14 protein-coding genes and 1 pseudogene are annotated in these 17,542 nt (G+C 51.4%); 10 read left to right on the top strand and 5 right to left on the bottom strand.

Annotated features, from left to right (window positions below):
• A partial coding sequence (locus tag HMPREF9412_RS28380) for a dipeptidase (RefSeq protein WP_009595314.1) occupies nucleotides 1-1,214 on the bottom strand: 1,214 nt, incomplete at its 3' end.
• A gap of 133 nt (nucleotides 1,215-1,347) precedes the next feature.
• Nucleotides 1,348-2,238, bottom strand: a complete 891-nt coding sequence (locus HMPREF9412_RS28375) for a LysR family transcriptional regulator (RefSeq protein ID WP_036673890.1) — start codon at nucleotides 2,236-2,238, stop codon at nucleotides 1,348-1,350.
• Between the two features lie 163 nt (nucleotides 2,239-2,401).
• On the opposite strand from HMPREF9412_RS28375, the gene HMPREF9412_RS28370 reads away from it, so the two are divergent.
• From HMPREF9412_RS28370 to HMPREF9412_RS28355, 4 genes are read left to right on the top strand one after another with little or no spacing between them, the layout of a single operon-like run.
• Complete coding sequence (locus tag HMPREF9412_RS28370) at nucleotides 2,402-3,526, top strand: extracellular solute-binding protein (protein WP_009595321.1); 1,125 nt, start codon at nucleotides 2,402-2,404, stop codon at nucleotides 3,524-3,526.
• A 10-nt stretch (nucleotides 3,527-3,536) separates the two neighbouring features.
• Nucleotides 3,537-5,246, top strand: coding sequence for an ABC transporter permease (locus HMPREF9412_RS28365; protein WP_009595326.1), 1,710 nt, complete (start codon nucleotides 3,537-3,539; stop codon nucleotides 5,244-5,246).
• Between the two features lie 17 nt (nucleotides 5,247-5,263).
• Nucleotides 5,264-6,343: an ABC transporter ATP-binding protein gene (locus HMPREF9412_RS28360; protein ID WP_009595316.1), complete on the top strand. Its 1,080-nt coding sequence runs from the start codon at nucleotides 5,264-5,266 to the stop codon at nucleotides 6,341-6,343.
• A complete protein-coding gene (locus HMPREF9412_RS28355) occupies nucleotides 6,340-6,993 on the top strand; it encodes a metallophosphoesterase (protein WP_009595311.1) in 654 nt (217 codons plus the stop codon). The genes HMPREF9412_RS28360 and HMPREF9412_RS28355 overlap by 4 nt, the downstream gene beginning before the upstream one ends.
• Before the next feature lie 91 nt (nucleotides 6,994-7,084).
• On the opposite strand, the gene HMPREF9412_RS33785 is transcribed toward HMPREF9412_RS28355, so the two are convergent.
• Together HMPREF9412_RS33785 and HMPREF9412_RS28345 are read right to left on the bottom strand one after the other, a co-directional pair.
• Nucleotides 7,085-7,972: a cupin domain-containing protein gene (locus tag HMPREF9412_RS33785; RefSeq protein ID WP_009595323.1), complete on the bottom strand. Its 888-nt coding sequence runs from the start codon at nucleotides 7,970-7,972 to the stop codon at nucleotides 7,085-7,087.
• Between the two features lie 160 nt (nucleotides 7,973-8,132).
• On the bottom strand, nucleotides 8,133-9,308 hold the full coding sequence (locus HMPREF9412_RS28345; protein ID WP_009595319.1) for an MFS transporter: 1,176 nt from the start codon (nucleotides 9,306-9,308) through the stop codon (nucleotides 8,133-8,135).
• 199 nt (nucleotides 9,309-9,507) lie between these two features.
• On the opposite strand from HMPREF9412_RS28345, the gene HMPREF9412_RS28340 reads away from it, so the two are divergent.
• From HMPREF9412_RS28340 to HMPREF9412_RS28320, 5 genes and pseudogenes are all read left to right on the top strand, one after another.
• On the top strand, nucleotides 9,508-9,852 hold the full coding sequence (locus HMPREF9412_RS28340; protein ID WP_009595324.1) for a winged helix-turn-helix transcriptional regulator: 345 nt from the start codon (nucleotides 9,508-9,510) through the stop codon (nucleotides 9,850-9,852).
• Nucleotides 9,853-10,004: 152 nt separating this feature from the next.
• Nucleotides 10,005-12,278, top strand: a complete 2,274-nt coding sequence (locus HMPREF9412_RS28335; protein WP_009595318.1) for a helix-turn-helix domain-containing protein — start codon at nucleotides 10,005-10,007, stop codon at nucleotides 12,276-12,278.
• A gap of 336 nt (nucleotides 12,279-12,614) precedes the next feature.
• Nucleotides 12,615-14,231 carry an ABC transporter substrate-binding protein gene (locus tag HMPREF9412_RS28330; protein WP_009595315.1) on the top strand — a complete coding sequence of 539 codons (1,617 nt, stop codon included), beginning with the start codon at nucleotides 12,615-12,617 and terminating at the stop codon, nucleotides 14,229-14,231.
• Between the two features lie 10 nt (nucleotides 14,232-14,241).
• On the top strand, nucleotides 14,242-15,153 hold the full coding sequence (locus tag HMPREF9412_RS28325; protein ID WP_009595317.1) for an ABC transporter permease: 912 nt from the start codon (nucleotides 14,242-14,244) through the stop codon (nucleotides 15,151-15,153).
• Nucleotides 15,153-16,081, top strand: a pseudogene (locus tag HMPREF9412_RS28320) (carbohydrate ABC transporter permease). The gene HMPREF9412_RS28325 and the pseudogene HMPREF9412_RS28320 overlap by 1 nt, the downstream one beginning before the upstream one ends.
• A 145-nt stretch (nucleotides 16,082-16,226) precedes the next feature.
• Here the strand turns inward: HMPREF9412_RS28320 and HMPREF9412_RS28315 are convergent.
• On the bottom strand, nucleotides 16,227-16,589 hold the full coding sequence (locus tag HMPREF9412_RS28315; protein ID WP_009595322.1) for a VOC family protein: 363 nt from the start codon (nucleotides 16,587-16,589) through the stop codon (nucleotides 16,227-16,229).
• A 196-nt stretch (nucleotides 16,590-16,785) separates the two neighbouring features.
• Here HMPREF9412_RS28315 and HMPREF9412_RS28310 point away from each other — a divergent pair, with 196 nt between their 5' ends.
• The gene (locus HMPREF9412_RS28310) at nucleotides 16,786-17,301 is read left to right on the top strand and encodes a TetR/AcrR family transcriptional regulator (protein WP_009595313.1); all 516 of its coding nucleotides are present in this window, start codon (nucleotides 16,786-16,788) and stop codon (nucleotides 17,299-17,301) included.
• Nucleotides 17,302-17,542 lie beyond the last annotated feature (241 nt).

The raw sequence follows: 17,542 nt of genomic DNA, 5'->3' as shown, positions 1-17,542 counted from the left end.
TCCACGATCGGAATCGATCCTCCGTCTTTCGTGAACAGTGCACGTGTGCCATACACGTTCTCGAAGGCATCTGCAGCTTTTTGCAGCATCGGATGGGACGGATCGATATTGAAGGCGAATGCCTTTTCCTTCGGCTGGAAGGTGATCTTGGCGCCAACCGGGATGTGGGCATGCAGATGCTTCTCGATCGCGTCGAGAACAGCCTGCGGATCCTGATCGGCGACCAAACGGCAGGTAATTTTGGCATGGGCCTCCTTCGGAATGACCGTTTTGCTGCCTTCTCCCTGGAACCCGCCGTATACGCCGTTCAGCTCAAGGGTCGGACGAGCTCCCACGCGTTCAACGAAGGAGAAGCCTTCTTCGCCGTACAAGGAATCGAGGCCGAGGTCCCGCTTCAGCTTATCCTCGTCGAATTGCTGCTTGGCAAACTCCTCGCGCATTTCGGGCGACAGTTCAAGTACGCCGTCATAAAAGCCTTCAACCGCAACGCGGCCCTGCTCGTCATGGAGCGAGGAGAGCAAGGACACCATTGCGTGCAGGGCGTTCGGCACGCCGCCGCCGTATGTACCGGAATGAAGATCGGTATTGGCTGTTTCCAGGGACAATTCCAGCGAGCACAACCCGCGAAGACCCGTGGAAATGGCCGGTTTGCCAGGCGCGAGCAGGGATGTATCGGAGATCACGATGGCATCTGCCGCCAGCTTGTCCTTGTTGTTGTCAAGATAGAGCGGCAGGTTGGGGCTGGATACCTCTTCTTCGCCTTCAATGCAGAATTTGATGTTGACCGGAAGCTCCTTCTCTTGCTTCAAAATGGCTTCAACGGCTTTGACATGCAGGAAGAGCTGGCCTTTGTCGTCCGTTGCTCCGCGCGCGTACAATTTGCCGTTGCGGACAGCCGGCTCAAACGGCGGCGTTTCCCACAGATGAAGCGGATCAACGGGCTGAACGTCATAGTGGCCGTAGACGAGCACGGTCGGCTTGCCTTCGGCATGCAGGTAGTCTGCCGTAATAATCGGGTGCCCGGCCGTCTGGTGAACCTCCACATGCTCAAGTCCCGCTTCGGTCAGCTTGCCTGCGAGCCACTCGGCAGCCTTGGCGACATCGCCTTTGTGCTCGGACAAGGCGGAAATGCTCGGAATGGACAACCATTCCTTCAATTCATTCAGATGGGTTTCGCGGTGTTCAGCGAAATACGCTTTATAATCAACGCTCATGAATATAGAACCTCCTTCGATTTACATTGGCATTCGAAAAGATGCCGTATCTTACTATTCTAACCGTTTTTCGGAGAATACGAAATACAGCCGGATCAAATCGGAAACTTGTCTGGAATCCCATCCGCCGCTGTCATGCAAAATTGTCCAAAAGATTTCTCCAGAACATGCGCAGTGCCGGACTGATCAGCTTATTGCGGTGTCGAACCGCATAAATCTGACGTTCAGGCACCCAGGACGGAATAAGTCGTGCATGCAGCTTCCCCTCTGCCACATCCTCTTGTATGGCGGCTTCTGCAATCATGCCGTACCCGAGACCGTGCCGGACGGCGGATTTCAGCGCCTCGGTCCCCGAGATTTCCAGTGATATTTGAAGACGTAGACGATGTTTGTCTGCCCAGTTGTCAATAAGCTGCCTGCTGATAGAGCCCGGTTCATGGGAAACGAAAGGATGTTCGACCAGATCGCCGGGCATTAAATCGTTTAGGCTTGCGAATGGATGATCCGGGGCGAATATAAGAACCAGGTCATCATGGATCAACGGCTGCGCGATGAATTCCGGGTCATCCACTTGCGTGTTCGAAATGATGCCTACATCGAGTTCATATTTCTTGACTTTTTCCAGAATATAGGCCGCAGGACGGACATCCATAAGGATCGACAATCCCGGATAATTGAGCTTCAGCTGCTTCAGGAACGGCGGTAGCAGATAGGTGGCAGGCGTATGGGTGCTGCCGATCGCAAGCACTCCCGCAGCGGTTCCGCGGTATACGTCCATGGTTGATGAAGCTTCCTCAGAGAGGGAATGAATCTGCGATGCGTAATGATAAAAGGCTTCACCGGCTTCCGTAAGCTTGATGACATGATAGGACTTGGTGTGAAACAGAGCAAGGCCAAGCTCTTCTTGCAGCTTGTTCAAATGAAAGGTGACGGTTGGCTGGGTAATGCCCAGCTTCTGGGCCACAAGGTACAGTTTCTTCAATTCGACGGTAAGTACAAACACTTTGAATTGCTGTAAGTTCAAATTGCATCCCTCTCTTCCCATTTCAAACATCGATGGTATTAATCTTATCTTTCATTTGATAGATATTATTTAATTCTTTGTTAACGCAGCGATAATTTTTAATTGAATCTGGGACGTTATGCTGAAATGGAAACAAGAAGGCAATCAGAAACAGGAGGGTGACATGAACAAGAAAACAGGATTCAAACATGGAATATTCATTGCTTTGACTGCGCTCATGTGGTTGTTGTCGGCATGCGCGCAAACGGATGGACAGCCAACGGTTCGCTCGGGGGAAACCACGGGGCCGACGGCCAGTGGAAGCGGAGGTGCAGCCGGGCAGCCGGACATAACCTTAACGAATGGCAATCCGGAGGATACCGGGGAAACGATCTACTTATACGGAAATGATTTTGTGGATTACATTGCCCCGAAATTTATGGAAGAGACAGGCTTCAAATTAGAAGCCGTGCATTATGGAGGGGGAGAAGCATTGGCCAAAATTGAGGCGGAGCAGGGAAATCCGCAATGGGACGTCTTGATGATGGATGGACACGGTTCGGTGCGCAATTTGGGCGACCGCGATTTCCTGATGACGGATTGGGAGCCTGACAATCTCGGAAATCTGTCCGAGAACGGAAGGAGCCATGTACCCGAAGATTTCGCCTACTTCCCTGTCGGCATTCATGCGGCAGGTGTCATTGCTTATAACACAACGCTGGTAACTCCGGAGAAGGCACCGACGACTTGGGAGCAATTTTTTGCCTATGACGGCCCTGTCGGTCATGCCGATCCGGCCGTGGCAGCGCCTGCCTATCCGCTCGTATCCGCATTTTTTGAGCAATGGGGTGTCGAAGCCGCAGAGCAGACATACGAGCAGCGTTTTAAAAAAGGACTTCATGTATACCCCAAGAACGGTCCTGTCGGGAAGGCGCTGTTAAGCGGAGAAATCGAAGTTGCGGCGCTTCAGGAGCATAATGCTTATGAACTGAAGCTTGCAGGCGAGCCTATCGAGGTAATATGGCCGCGCGAGGGTGCGCCAGGGAGCTTGCGCGTTGTGGCGATCAGCAAGCATACCAAGAATCCGGCAGCGGCCAAAGCATTTGTTGAATATATGCTGAAACCCGAGACACAGCAGATGTTAACGAATCTGGATTCAACGGATAGTTTCTTTACGCCGCTTGTGGAGGGCGTGAGTGCACGAAGTGAGCGTGAACCGAATGGAGCCTTTATGCTGCCTTCCGCGAAGTGGGCATCCGAGCATGAAGTTGAGATCAAAACCTGGTTTGCGGATCAAAATGTAAGGTAGGAAGGGCGATATGAATACTTCGGAAGCTCGCTATGGAGGCGGGGTCACCCTCCTCCTGTTTGTTTTTATTTTTTTGCCGCTGCTCGCCGTCCTGATCAACGTCATCTTTCCCGGGCTATTTTTCGGGCAGATCGAGTCCAGCAGCCTGGGCTTGATCGGAGACATCATGAATCGGCCGTTATGGAAACAGTCCCTTCTGAATTCGGTCACATTATCGCTGGGCACGGCAACGATCGGTACGATCATTGGTGGCGTGCTTGCTACCATTCGGGCACGGTGGGACTTTGCAGCGGCCAAATTGCTGGATATGACGGCTTGGGTATTGTTAATAGCCCCGTCCTTCATGATCGCGCAGGGCTGGGTTTTGTTTGCCGGCTCGGACGGACTGGCTCATCAGTGGCTGGGGCTGACGTGGGTCACCTCGTTTATTTTTCAGCCTGTCGGGCTTATGTTCGTCATGTCACTAAGTAAATTCCCGCTAGCTTATTTGGCCATTATGGCAGCTTCGGAGTGGAACATAAGGCAGTTCGGTTATGCGGCCAGGCTGAATGGCGCAAGGCCATTCACCGTCTGGAGAACCGTCGAACTGCCATTGGCTCTGCCTTCCTATGTGGCTGGCTGGACCCTGGTGTTCATGGATACCATCGGGGATTTCGGGCTGCCCGCCGCTTTGGCAACCGTGTATAAATTCCCAACGTTGACATACTCCATATACTCGGCAATCTACCAGTCTCCGGTCCGATTCGATATGGCGGGTGTGCTGGCATTCTATCTTGTCTTAATTCTGGCACTGGCGATGACCTTGCTTATGGTGACCCTGCGGAAATCCAGGTTCGACTTTTTGAATGCAAGAGCGGTTCAAATGGAGAAGGTAAGGCCGCGGAAGGCCTGGTTGTATAATCTGTCGATTACGATTTTTCTCTTTGTGAGTCTTGGGATTCCGATCGGAACCAGCGCAGCGGTGTCTTTCCTGAAGCAGGCTGGCGGAGGCATACATCTGGATAATCTCACGCTGGATCATTATCGCGAATTATTCGCAGGACAAGCCGGGGATCACAGGCTGCTCGGTTATCTGGAAGGCATGTATCATTCGCTTGTCATAGCAGCCTCAGCTGCATTGTTTAGCATGCTGATCGGGTTTGTTGTAGCCTATATGCTGACTTTTACGGAGTCTCGTCTAAGGCCGTTGCTTCAGCTATTCTCGATCATTTCTTTAGCGGTCCCCGGCGTTGTGCTAGGGATTGGCTATATTTTCATATGGAATCAGAAATGGCTGGAACCTTTAGGACTCCATCTTTACGGAACACCCTCGCTGCTTGTGATCGCCGGGATCGCCGGTGCCATCCCCTACGCAGTCAGGGTCCAGCTTGGCGCGTTCGGCAACATGTCCGGCACCATGCTCAAGGCGGCAGCCATTCAAGGGGCAGGCGTATTTGAACGAATGCGGGATATCGTACTGCCTATAGCACGCCAGTCGCTTCTAATTGCAACCCTGGCCTCGTTCGGAACCAGCGTGTTTGATCTGGCCCTGGCTTCCATGCTGAAACCGGCTAACTATTCGCTGATGCCGCTGGTCATAGACAGGGCCTTTGAATTCTCACGCTACGGATATGCAACGGCTGCTACCGTCGTTAGCTGCGGAGCGGTCGTGCTGATCATCATTCTTCTGCAAGCAGCGGGGCGTACATGGTTCAGATGGCTGGATCGCAATAAATGGTAGAAGGGATGGAGAGTGGAATGATCTTAAAGGTAAAGGGCGTATCGAAATCATTCGGCTCACAGCAAGTATTGAAGCCGATCACGTTTGAGGTGGGAGAAGGGGAGCGCATATGCATTCTTGGCCCCTCAGGCTGCGGAAAATCAACGCTGCTCCAGATGATTGCCGGTCTTCAGCGTATCGATGCAGGGGAGGTGGAGATGGCCGGAGTCACCGTCGAACGGCGAGGGCATTATATTCCGCCGGAAAATCGCCCGATTAACATGGTGTTTCAAGATTATGCGCTATGGCCCCATATGAACGTGAAACAGAATATGGAGTATGGGATGAAGCGCCGAAAACTAAATGGGCATGACAGAGCGCGGACATTGGACCGACTCCAATCGCTTTTAAAGCTGGAAGGTTTATTGGACCGGCTGCCGGCCCAGCTGTCTGGCGGTCAGCAGCAGCGCGTCGGCATCGCGAGAGCGCTGGCAACAGAGCCGAAGCTGTTGTTAATGGACGAACCATTGTCCAATCTGGATGTCAAACTGAGAACGGATATGCGTGGTGAATTGGCCAGATTGCTGGGCGAATTATCCATCGCTACCCTGTATGTGACGCATGACCGGATGGAGGCCTTTACGGTGGCTGATCGCATAATGATATTAAGGAACGGGGCGATTGATCAATTCGGGGAACCGAGAGAGCTGTTTGAGCGGCCTGCGAGCCCTTGGGTGGCGCAGCTTATGGGTTACCATAACCGATTGGAAGCCAAACTGAGCCCGAATGGGCAGACTGCAGCCATACTATCCGGAAGTTTGATTGGCGGAAATCTGATAGATATAAATCATGGAGACGACGGCGCCATCGTCATGATCCATCCTGAATCGATCGAAATATGCAGTGACGAAGCTACACCGGAAGGGAACTCGTTGAAGGTAACCATCCTGCAGACGGTCTACGAAGGAACCAGATGGAGAATCATAGCCGAGACGGCAGACCGGCAGCCGATTCATTTATTCCATCATTGCAGCGTAGAAGCGGGAAGCGAACGAAGGATACGGGTGTCACCGGAACAAACCATGATATATGCAGAAAGCAGCATGTTGGCCACATGAGTCAGGTGTATGCGGTTTCGGACATTCACGGCTACGGTTATCTGCTTGAGATCCTGCTGCAGCATGTACATTATCAGCCCGAGGCGGATCGTTTATTTTTGCTTGGGGATTATGTGAATAAGGGACCCGATTCAGCCGGGACCCTGGATTATGTGAAGGAGCTGTGTGATGCCGGCGCAGTAGCGCTACAGGGGAACAATGAACGCAAATGGCTGCATCAATTGCCGGAACAAGCCGGTTTCGTGGCTCCTCAAGGGTTACAATATCAACAATTCATTGCAGCTATGCCGCTATGGATCGAGCATGATGAGTATTTGTTCGTGCATGCGGGCATTCGCCCCGATATTCCGCTCCATGCGCAGAAGCCGGAGGATCTGACGGAGATCCGGGAACCGTTCCATCAGTCGCCGCGTTTGATGGATAAAACGATTGTGTTTGGTCATACATCCACGTTTCGCTTGGGTGTAGAGCCCCATCAGCTCTGGTTCGGCGACGGTAAGCTGGGAATTGATACAGGCGCTGGGCACGGATATTATTTAAGCCTGGTGAATTTGACTTCGGGCATTCATTGGTCCATATCGGTTACACGGCCGGAGAACATTGCGTGCCGGAAGCTGAGAATAACGGGAGCATCCGGTCTTGCTAAATAATATAATTCCATATTAAAAAGAGATACGCAGCATCATGGACGAATCGTGATGCTGCGTATTTCAATGGAGGACTCATTTATCGGAAGGTTGATCAGAATTTATCCCAGCCATTTCCTATTAGCTGGCGCTGCAGGAATGGCAGCTGCTGCTGTTGCTGAATGAACTGCTGACGCTGTTGTTCTTGTAATTGCTGTTGCGAACGGAACTGCTCTTGTGCTTGAGTTGGTGTTCGCTGCGGTTCAGCAGCATACGTTCCATGCTGGGTTTGATCCTGAGCATTGAAATGCTGCTGGAACAACTGCTGCTGTTGCTGGAACTGCTGTTGCTGCTGCTGCTGAAGGAGCTCATAATCTCGCTGGCCAGGCGTTCCTTGATGGTAATAATGCTGATTAAGATGAGACGCGTGAGGCTGATGTTTCATCTGCCCTTGCACTTGCCCTTGCTGCGGGCAGTTTTTTGGCGGCCCGATGACAACCGTGTCGGTGATCGGCGCCAAGGTCTCTTTGACTTTGGCTTCATCCAGACAGTAGGTGTGAGCGAACACGCTGGCCGGCGTCAATCTCAAGAGATCCGAACCTCCAATGAATTCAGGCACCGGCGCGTCAAAGACTGCGATCAGATGCGTGTTGTCAACCGTCGCCATTTCATAATGCCACCAGCCTTGGGGCACGAGCGCAACTTGACCGGGCGTTACCGTGAAGTTCAGCAGCTCTTTCGTAAACGGATTGACAAGGGAAACGATGGCTGAGCCGGAAACGACATATACCAGCTCCGATGCATTTTGATGGATATGCGGCTCCACTACGTTTCCGGTACTGAGATATATATCCAGCAGGGAAGCGTTGCCGAGCGTGTTCAATTCTTTTACGGAGAGAGAATTAATGTAATTTTGACTATCTTTTTTGAAAAACGGGTTATTGTTCATATCGTAAGTAAACCGAACGGACGGTGAGGTGAAATCCATATAAGAGACTGCCACTGTGACTCCTGCCCTTCATCATGTAATAGGCGTTGACCCATAACACACGTTATGCCCATGGGCAAACATCCGTGAGCCCATTTTTAACAATCAGCAGGATGCAAGCCGCCCGTTGATAGGGCGGCTTGCGCTAAACACACATAGAGTGGAGCAGGCGAGGTCAGGCCGATTTCGGGATGGAAACCGGCGACTTCCGTCCGGCCGAGAAGCTGACCAGTCCTGCCGCCAAGCCAAGCGCGAGCACGAATCCCCCGAGCCATGGATGGTATTGAAGCGTGGATGACGTATTGACCATGAAGCCTCCTGCACCCGCTCCTGCGGCTAACCCCAGATGGACAATGGAGGTGTTTATGCTGAGAACCAGATTGGAAGAACCCGGCGCCCGCTGGATAAAATAGCTCTGGACCGCCGGGCCCGCCGCAAACATGGACATCACCATGACTCCCATCAGCGAAAGTCCAATGACCGATTGACCGGCGAGCAGCGGAAGCAGCGCAAATACCGCAATATGAACGAGCGTGTTGAGGACAATCACCTTGGCCGCCCCAAAACGGTCGACGCCATAACCGCCGAGCCTGGAGCCGATGGCTCCCAATAGGCCAAAGCCGAGCATCGTGATGCTGATGCCGGATGGCGCGATGCGAAAAATATCCTGGATAAACGCCGTCACATACGTGAACAGTACCGAGTTGCCGGATTCCCGGAAGAACGTAAGCAGCAGGGCGCTGACGATCACGAGACTCCCCAGCACTTTGAATTGCTGGCGGAAGGGTACGGGGGCATCCCCTTGAACATCCGGCAGGAGCCTGATAAGGACAAAAGCGACCAACAGACTGAGCAGAGCCAGCAGCAGAAAAATGGACTGCCAGTTCAGCAGATTCGTGATCCATATGCCGATCGGAACGCCCAGCACCATGGCGCTGCTGAAACCCAGCACGATGGTGCCAATCGCACGGCCTAACGTTTCCGGTGGCACCATTTTGGCTGCGGTACCCATTGCGGCAACGAGATAGACGCCTGAGCTTACACCCAGAATGACACGGGAAGCCATGAGCATCCATACCTCGGTGCTAAAAAAGGAAACAAGACTGCCGGCAATGAATAGCAGAAGCGAGCCGAGCAGCACCTTTTTTCGATTGATTCGAGCGGTAAGCGAGACCAGAAACGGTGTTCCGATCGCAAAAGCAAGCGAATAGGCGGTAATCAGCTGGCCGGCAAAAGCCAAGGAAATATGAAGATCGTCAGCAATCGCGTACAGAATACCCGAGACGACCAGTTCCGAGGTAGCGGTAAGAAAAACCCCGAGCGCTAATAAATATATCGTATATCGATTCATATCCATTATCCTTTCCGTTGGGAGATCGATACCCTCAATCGGATCATGGCTAGCACATGCCGTTTCGGATAGTAAAGCATGAAATCTCTTTGTGTTTGTATTATAAGCAGTGCGCATATATGATGTAAGAAGGCAAAGCATTTGGATATTATCCAGTCATTTTGACTAACTTACGATTAGTTAGTGATGGGGTGAGGCAATGGAGCCGGTTAAAGAAGACTTTCAGGAAAAGCCAGCGTTCAATCATATCTGCTCGGTGCTGCAAATTCTTGGAGCCAAATGGGCGTTCCTTGTCATCGCGCAATTAGCCCAGGGACCGAAACGGTTTAATCAGCTTCACCGGGATGCAGCCATCATCAAGACGCAATCCTTGACGGATGTCCTGCGCCATTTGGAAAGCAGCGGCATCGTGAGACGCGAGGTATTCCCTACCGTTCCGGTCTCCGTGGAGTATTCATTGACCGAGAAGGGGATGGACTTCCTGGATTCTTTGAAGGAGATGGAGAAGTGGGCCGAAAAATGGGGAGTGGAACAATCCTCCTGACGTTCCCGCTGCCGCCAAAATGGTAAGATATCAGAAAACTCATTTCCGACGCGTATACAGCGGAAATGAGTTTTCTTTTTTTTGAAAATTTCGTATTCTTATAGATAACATTTTCGAAAATGGGAATGAAGTGATAGGGAGGTGGTTGCCGTTTGCGAATCCATAAGATTAACCTGCTGACCAAGTTGTTGATTTCCTATTTGCTTGTGCTGATGTTTCCCGTGATCGTCATCCTGTGTTATTACTATCCCTATTCGGCGGATGTTGTGAAAGAGAAGGAAATGGACTGGAATGCGCATATTACGGAGCAGTTCATGACATCGATGGATACGTTTACCCGGTATGTATACAATTTGCCGTTCGAGCTGGTGCAGAATCGGGAATTCAAGATGTACAAGGCCGAGGAAAGCGACTACCAGCGTGTCCTCATTGCCAATGAGATGAAAAAATACAATGCAACCGATGCATTTATTTACAACACCTTGCTGTATGTAAAGAACATCGGTTATTTGTTTTCCAAAACTGGAAGCGCATACAGTTTGGACGACCTGTCCATTCCGGGCGTCGGTTACTACTATGAAAACTGGGCCAGCGAAGATATGATCCAGACTTTGAATGATCTCGAGTCTCCCGTGGTCAGGCCTGTCGAGAACGTGATAGTGCCCGGCAACAACCGGGTTCGAATGCTGACTTTCGTGCAGCCGCTGCCGGTAGGAGGCACGAATTCACCCGGAGCCGTCATGATCATGGTAAGGGAAGATACGATCGTCCGGATGATGAAGTCCGTCTCGGAAACCTATAGCGGCGATTTTTTTGTGTTTGACGGCCAGGGAAGGCGGTTGGTATCTTCCCATGATACGTCATACCAATCCTCCGATGACTTCAGGAAGCTTGTGCAGGGCATAGGGGAAGAGACATCTTCCTCTTCGGGCATTTATGCGATCAGCGGATCGGATTATCTGGTATCGTCCTCGGTTTCGGACAAGAATGGCTGGAAATACGTGAGCCTGCTGCCGGTAGCCTCATCCCTTCAAGGCATTCGGACGATTCAGTTGAATACGGCCATCCTGGTCGGCCTGATCCTGCTGCTTGAAGTGTTTATCATCTATATATCGATCCGGAACAACTATCAGCCGATTCGCCGCCTGGTTGATCTTGCCGTTCAAGTCTTCGAGCCGCGGGAGGGGAAGCCCATGAACGAGATCGATACGATCAAATATACGCTGGAGGAGCTTTCGCTGGCCAACAGCAAGCTTGACGAGCATGTGAAGGGATCGTTGCCGATTATGCGGGATAACCTGCTGTTTGAACTGGTGAGCGGGCATCTTGCAGGCTGGGATGATTTTGAACGGGAAGCATGCAAGGTTGGCCTCCGGTTTCAGCATGATTACTTCTCGGTTGCCGTACTATGCTGCGAAGCGGATGGAGCAGAGATGGAGAAGATACTGGATTACTGCCGGCGCTATGAAGGACGGCTGCCGGAGGATATCCAAGGTCATTTCTTTAAAAGCATCTATCCGCAGGAATTGATTCTGGTGTGCTCCCATGCGGAGAATGTCCCGCTCACATCCTGCCTGGAACGGATGCAGGATGAAATATTGGAGCACACGGGCCGGCGAACGGTGATCGGCATCGGCAAGCCAGGCGAAGCCCCGTCTCCGCAGGACCTCCATCTCTCTTATCTGCAGGCACTCCGGACGGCGGAGTTTCTGCGCATCCGAAAGACCGACGCCGTGCTGGTCTTTGATAACATCGGGATTCCCCAGACCGGAGCCGTCTCCTATTATGCCGAAATCCTGCAATCCCTCGAGCTTGCGATCCTCAAGAATGATGCAGCCATGCTGGCCTCTTTAGCGGAGAGAATGATCGGTTACCTAAGCAATGACAGCCTCCCGCCACATATGATTCAGAGCGTGTATCTCAATACCGTTACCGTCATCTTCAACGGCCTCCAGCGGTTCCGTCATGACGATCAGAGCCTGCTGCGGCTTACGGATGCGGCTTTTAACCATCGTTATACGCTGGAACAGATGGTCGGGATCATAAGGGAAAGCTATGCCAAGCTGTGCGATATGATCAAGGAAACCCTCCCCGTTTCCCGGGCGGCAACCCAGGATGAGATCCTGTCCCTGATTGCGGAGAAAGGGATGGATCCGAACTGTTCGCTGCAGATGATGGCCGATTATTTTGATATGTCGGTCTCCAACTTCAGCCATCACTTCAAAAAAACGATGGGGCAAAATTTCAAAGAGCATATCGATCAGCTTCGGATCCAGAAATCCATTCAGCTTCTGCGGGACAGCGAGGAGACGCTCGAAGCCATCTCCCAACAGGTCGGGTACACCAATACCTCGAGTTTTATCCGATCCTTCAAAAAAATGGTGGGCACGACGCCTGGGCAATATCGAAATACGCATAAAGCTTAAATCGAAAGACCGCTGATGCCGATGACAAGGCCGATTACAGCGGTCTTTTATAAACCTGCTTGCTTAACAGCTATTCCTAGGCAAGGCTGTTTCACAGGTTAAGATGTTTCAATTTTTGAACATATACAAAATTTGAATTCCCTGTACCGGCTTGTAATGGATGCGTTTACATATATGGGATGATGGGCGTCTTCAAAAAATGAGGATGCCTGAAAAACTGTCCGTTTACGGTGCCCGCCGCCTTCATTTAGAGTGAAAACTGTCCCAAGGCAAGGCCGACTTAAGGCCGCATACCCCCATGGACCAGACCAACAAACGAAACCAGGAGGTAATGGAATGAAGAAAAGGGTAAACGTTTTCATCTCGCTTGTCGCCATCACGGCCATGTTGTTAACAGGCTGCAGCGGGGCCGGAGGCGGCCAGAACGACTCGGCGGAGACTCCCGGAGACCAAACCGGCAGCAAAGTAAAGCTTACCGCCATCATTACCAAGCACCCGCTCACGAAGCCGCTGGCCGAAATGGAGTGGCTGCAACAGGTTGAGGAGACGGCGGGCGTGGACATCGAATGGCAGGAGATTACCGCGGATTGGGGACAGAAGAAAGGGACGATGCTGGCCAGCGGCGATATTCCGGATCTGTTCATCGGGCCGAACGTCATTACGGATGCCGACTTTGCGCAATTCCAGGGCTTGTTCCAGGATCTATCCGGCATGCTGGAGCAGGCGCCCAACGTACAGAACATGTTTAATGAAAAACCGGATACGAAAATAATCGCCACGCAGTCGGACGGAAAAATCTACGGTCTCCCGAAATATCAGCGGTTCTGGCCCGCTACCGCCAGCAGGCAGTTCATTAACCAGCAGTGGCTGGATCACCTCGGCCTGAGCATGCCGACCACATGGGATGAGCTGTATGAAGTACTGGTGGCTTTCAAAGAGAAGGATGCCAACGGCAACGGCGATCCGAATGACGAGATTCCGATGGATTGGCCGGGAGGCATCGGCGGATATTTTAACCCTGCGGTGCTCCTGGGCAGCATGGGCATTACGCTGACGGACGGCAGCGGACAGGGCTATTTCGTGGAGGACGGTCAGGTGAAGAATTTCCTGACGGATGAACGGTACAAAACGATGGTCGCTTTTCTGAATAAATTGTACAAGGCGGGTCTCATTAACCCCGAAGTGTTCACGCATGATTATACGAAATTTCAATCCATCGCGCGCGGGGAAGGGGATACGGCCAAGGTCGGTTTTACCTGGGGATGGGTGGCGTCCGACCGGTTCGGCGAGCAGCTGGCACCGCAATATGCTTCCATGCCGCCGATGAAGGTGTCGGCAGATTATGCAGGGAAGCTGTCCTGGAGCTACGATCATTACTCCCTGAATTATGGCACCAACCATATCGTCATGTCCGCCAAGACCAAGAACAAAGAAGCGGCCATGAAATTCATCAACGAGCTTTATGCGCCCGAGGTGGGCATGCAGGTGCTGTTCGGATCCCTCGGACCGAACATTAAAGATAACGGAGACGGTACATATGCCGTTCTGCCTCCGGCCGATGCCAAGATGGATCCGGGCACGTGGAAATGGACCTCGACGATGGCGGACAACGGCGCATTTTATATTCCCGATACCTTAAAGCTGACGCTTGGCACCGATATGCAGGAGGTGCTGGGTCAATCGGAGCCGCTGGAGGCGGCCTTGGACGTGGATCCCGATAAAGACGTGTTCCCCGGCATGTTCATCAAGTATTCCACCATGGACAATAACGCCATGAGCCTGAACAATACCAACGTTATGAATCTGGCGGAATCCAGCTTTGCGAAATGGGTCACCAAGGGCGGCGTGGAAGCCGAATGGGACGCGTATATCAAGGAAAGCGAGAAGGCAGGCCTGAAGCAGAATCTTGAGATTATGCAAAAATATTACGACGATTACATGAATCAAAACTAGGAGGGAGGATATGGGGCCTCGCAAAAGATTGGACACCTTCAGACGTGATTACCAGCTGTGGATTATGATTTTTCCGGCGATTGCCGTCATTCTGTTGTTTAACTATGTGCCGATGTACGGCATCCAGCTTGCGTTTAGGGATTACGATTTCAGCCAAGGCTTGACCGGCGGAGAGTGGCGCGGACTCGCCTACTTTCAGCAATTCATCGACAGTTACCTGTTCACCGATTTGATGCGAAACACGTTTCTGATCAGTCTGGCCACGATCGTGCTCGGCTTTCCGGCCCCGATCATCTTAGCGCTCATTCTAAACCAGATTCGCAGAAAAAGAATGAAGCAGGTGATGCAGACCACCGTATACCTGCCTCATTTCATATCCATCATCGTGCTGGTCGGGATGCTGAACGTGCTGCTGTCCTCCGAAACCGGGGTTGTCGGTCACTTCATGAAGGCGGTGGGGCTGGGGCATATCAATTTGTTAGCCTCCACCTCGACCTTTATTCCGGTGTACGTGCTCTCCGACATATGGCAGCACTGCGGCTGGAACAGCATTATCTATCTTGCGGCCTTGTCCACCGTGGATCCCCAGCTGTACGATGCCGCCAAGATCGATGGGGCCAGCCGCTGGCAGACGATCCGGTACGTCGACATTCCCGCGCTCGTTCCAACCATCATCATCCTGTTCATTCTCAGCATGGGGAACATCCTCGGGACCGGCTTCGAGAAAATATTCCTGATGCAGAATTCGCTGAACCTTCCCGTCTCGGAGGTCATAGCCACCTATGTTTACAAAATCGGGATCATCTCCAACCAGTTCAGCTTGGCTTCGGCCATCGGTTTGTTTAACACGCTCATCAATTTCGTATTTCTGTATGCGATGAACACGATATCGAAGAGAATGTCGGAAACGAGCTTATTCTAATGATCGGGGAAGGAGAAACGGTTGTGGAACATGAAACTGCCAGAATGCGCATCAACGGCAAGGAGCTGGGATTTAAGATCGTCTTGGGTTTTCTGTGTGTTTTGATTTTTCTGCTGATTGCGTATCCGCTGTATTTTATCATCATTGCTTCGTTCAGCGACTCAACGCTCGTCTCTACGGGGAAGGTCATATTTATCCCCAAAAATGTTAGTTTTTTGGTTACCAGGAAATTTTCAAGGATATGCGGATTTGGACCGGGTACCGAAATACGTTGTTTTACACGGTGTTCGGCACCCTGGTGAACATGCTGTTCACGCTTCCGGCAGCTTATGTGCTGTCCAGAAAGGAATTTCGCGCCAGGCGCATCATTATGTTTATTTTCGTGATCACGATGTTCTTTAACGGCGGGCTGATTCCGACCTATTTATTGATGAAGGGTCTTGGGTTGACCAACACGATCTGGGTGTTTATTCTCCCGTTCTCCGTGAATGTGTTTTATTTGATCATTGCGAGGACGTTCTTTGAAAACTCGCTGCCGCAGGAGCTGCATGAAGCCGCCGTCATGGACGGCTGCTCTCACTTTACCTTCTTCTTCAAAGTGGCTTTGCCGCTGTCCAAAGCGCTGGTCTCCGTCATCGGGCTCTATTATTTGGTGGGGCATTGGAATGATTTCTTCACGGCGCTGATCTATATCCGGGATACGAAGCTCCAGCCGCTGCAAATCGTTCTGCGGGATATCCTGCTGTCGAACCAGGTATTCTCGAGCGGTGCGGGAACGGGCGGGGATGCCGGAGGGTACGCGCAGCGATATGCCGACCAGATCAAGTACGGCGTCATTATCGTCTCGACGCTTCCGATTCTGCTTATTTATCCGTTTATGCAAAAATATTTCGAGAAAGGCGTCATGATCGGCTCCATTAAAGGGTGACGCGCGGCGATTTACATTTAGATGATAGACAATAAAAGGGGGCTGTCCCGATAGATCCTGGATCTGGCGGGAAGCCCCTATGTTATGTCAAATAGCGGGAGAAGGCACCTCCGGCATTTCAGACCGGGAGCGTCTCAGGCGTAAATCAGGATCCAGAGTCGTGCTTGCTTTCATCCGTAAAGTAGATTCCGTTGCCGGAATCATCCTTGGCACTCAACCAGAGGCCGTCAGGAGTTTCGCCCGGTTCGCCGATCAATTGCAGCTTGCCGGGGTTGTTCTCGTATATATCCCGGACAGAGGGTACGAGAAAAACAGGTCCGGCAGCATCCTGGCTTCCTTCCGAGACTTGTTCAACCATCAATTCCACGTTGGTTCCCGGGAGCTTAAAAGCAACCGTGTAATCCCCTTCGCGCCATGATTCTTCCAAACCGAGCGTGTCGCGATAAAGGGATTTGGCTGCCTTGATATCTTTGACCGGAACAAAATAAAAAATAACGTTTCCTTCCATGTACTCACCTCGAAATAGAATATGGTTTCGTGATGTAAGATAATTAGGTTATATTTAACATAACCCAGTTATGTTATTTGTTCAAGCTATTTTTTGGAAAATGGCTCATTTGCAGCTATCAAAGATTTATATCTCTTAAAGAGCAGCTATGTTAGAATTTAAATATCTTTGCATGAACGTTTTCGGAGGGAGTTACATGAGTCATATACCAATACCGGGTACCACGCAGCACAAACTCATACAGGCAGGTTTAAAGCGTTTTGCCGAGATGGGATACAACCAAGCGGAAGTTGACGACATTGCTGCCGATGCCGGAGTGACCGTGGGAGCTCTTTATCATCATTACAAATCCAAGAAGAAATTTTACGGCTTGCTTCGGGATGACATAACGCTTCGAATATTGGACCGCATGGAAGCTGTTGCCGATGCGGCTCCTCCCGAGTTGCGCCTGAAATTGGTTCTATTGACCGCCTACGACAGCATGCTTCGCCTTAAAGTGGGCCGATTGCTGTCTGAGCCCGATCCCCGCAAAGGAGACAATCCCGTCGCGCGTTATCTCGGTGAACTGGCTGCAGCATCAGGAGAAGAGGCTGGCGAACAATTGGGCATCATTCTGGCGGAGGCATTGCGTGCCGCATTTGCGCAAGTCGTGGAACACGGAGGCGATGAGGCTGCGATGAGGTCGGTATTAAACAGATTATTATCGTCATAAACGAATGTTTATGTCATCCTTCACATGAATAGAGTAATGATACTTATTGCTTGATGGCAGTTTTTGTGCTGACGTTAACAGGGGAGACATCGGGGTTATGCCAGTTTCAGTACGCAAGAAAAGAGAAAGCCCGGCAATGCAATATGTGTATAAGGGAAATGTAACGGTTCAATAAACCTATGAAAATGATTGGGTAAATACAAGTGATAATAACGCAAATAAACAACCCGTATGCCAGAGC

Source organism: Paenibacillus sp. HGF5 (genome assembly GCF_000204455.1).
Classification (GTDB): Bacteria; Bacillota; Bacilli; order Paenibacillales; family Paenibacillaceae; genus Paenibacillus_AQ; species Paenibacillus_AQ lautus_A.
Note: the sequence above shows the minus strand (reverse complement) of the source record. Positions and strands in the feature narration are given on the sequence as shown.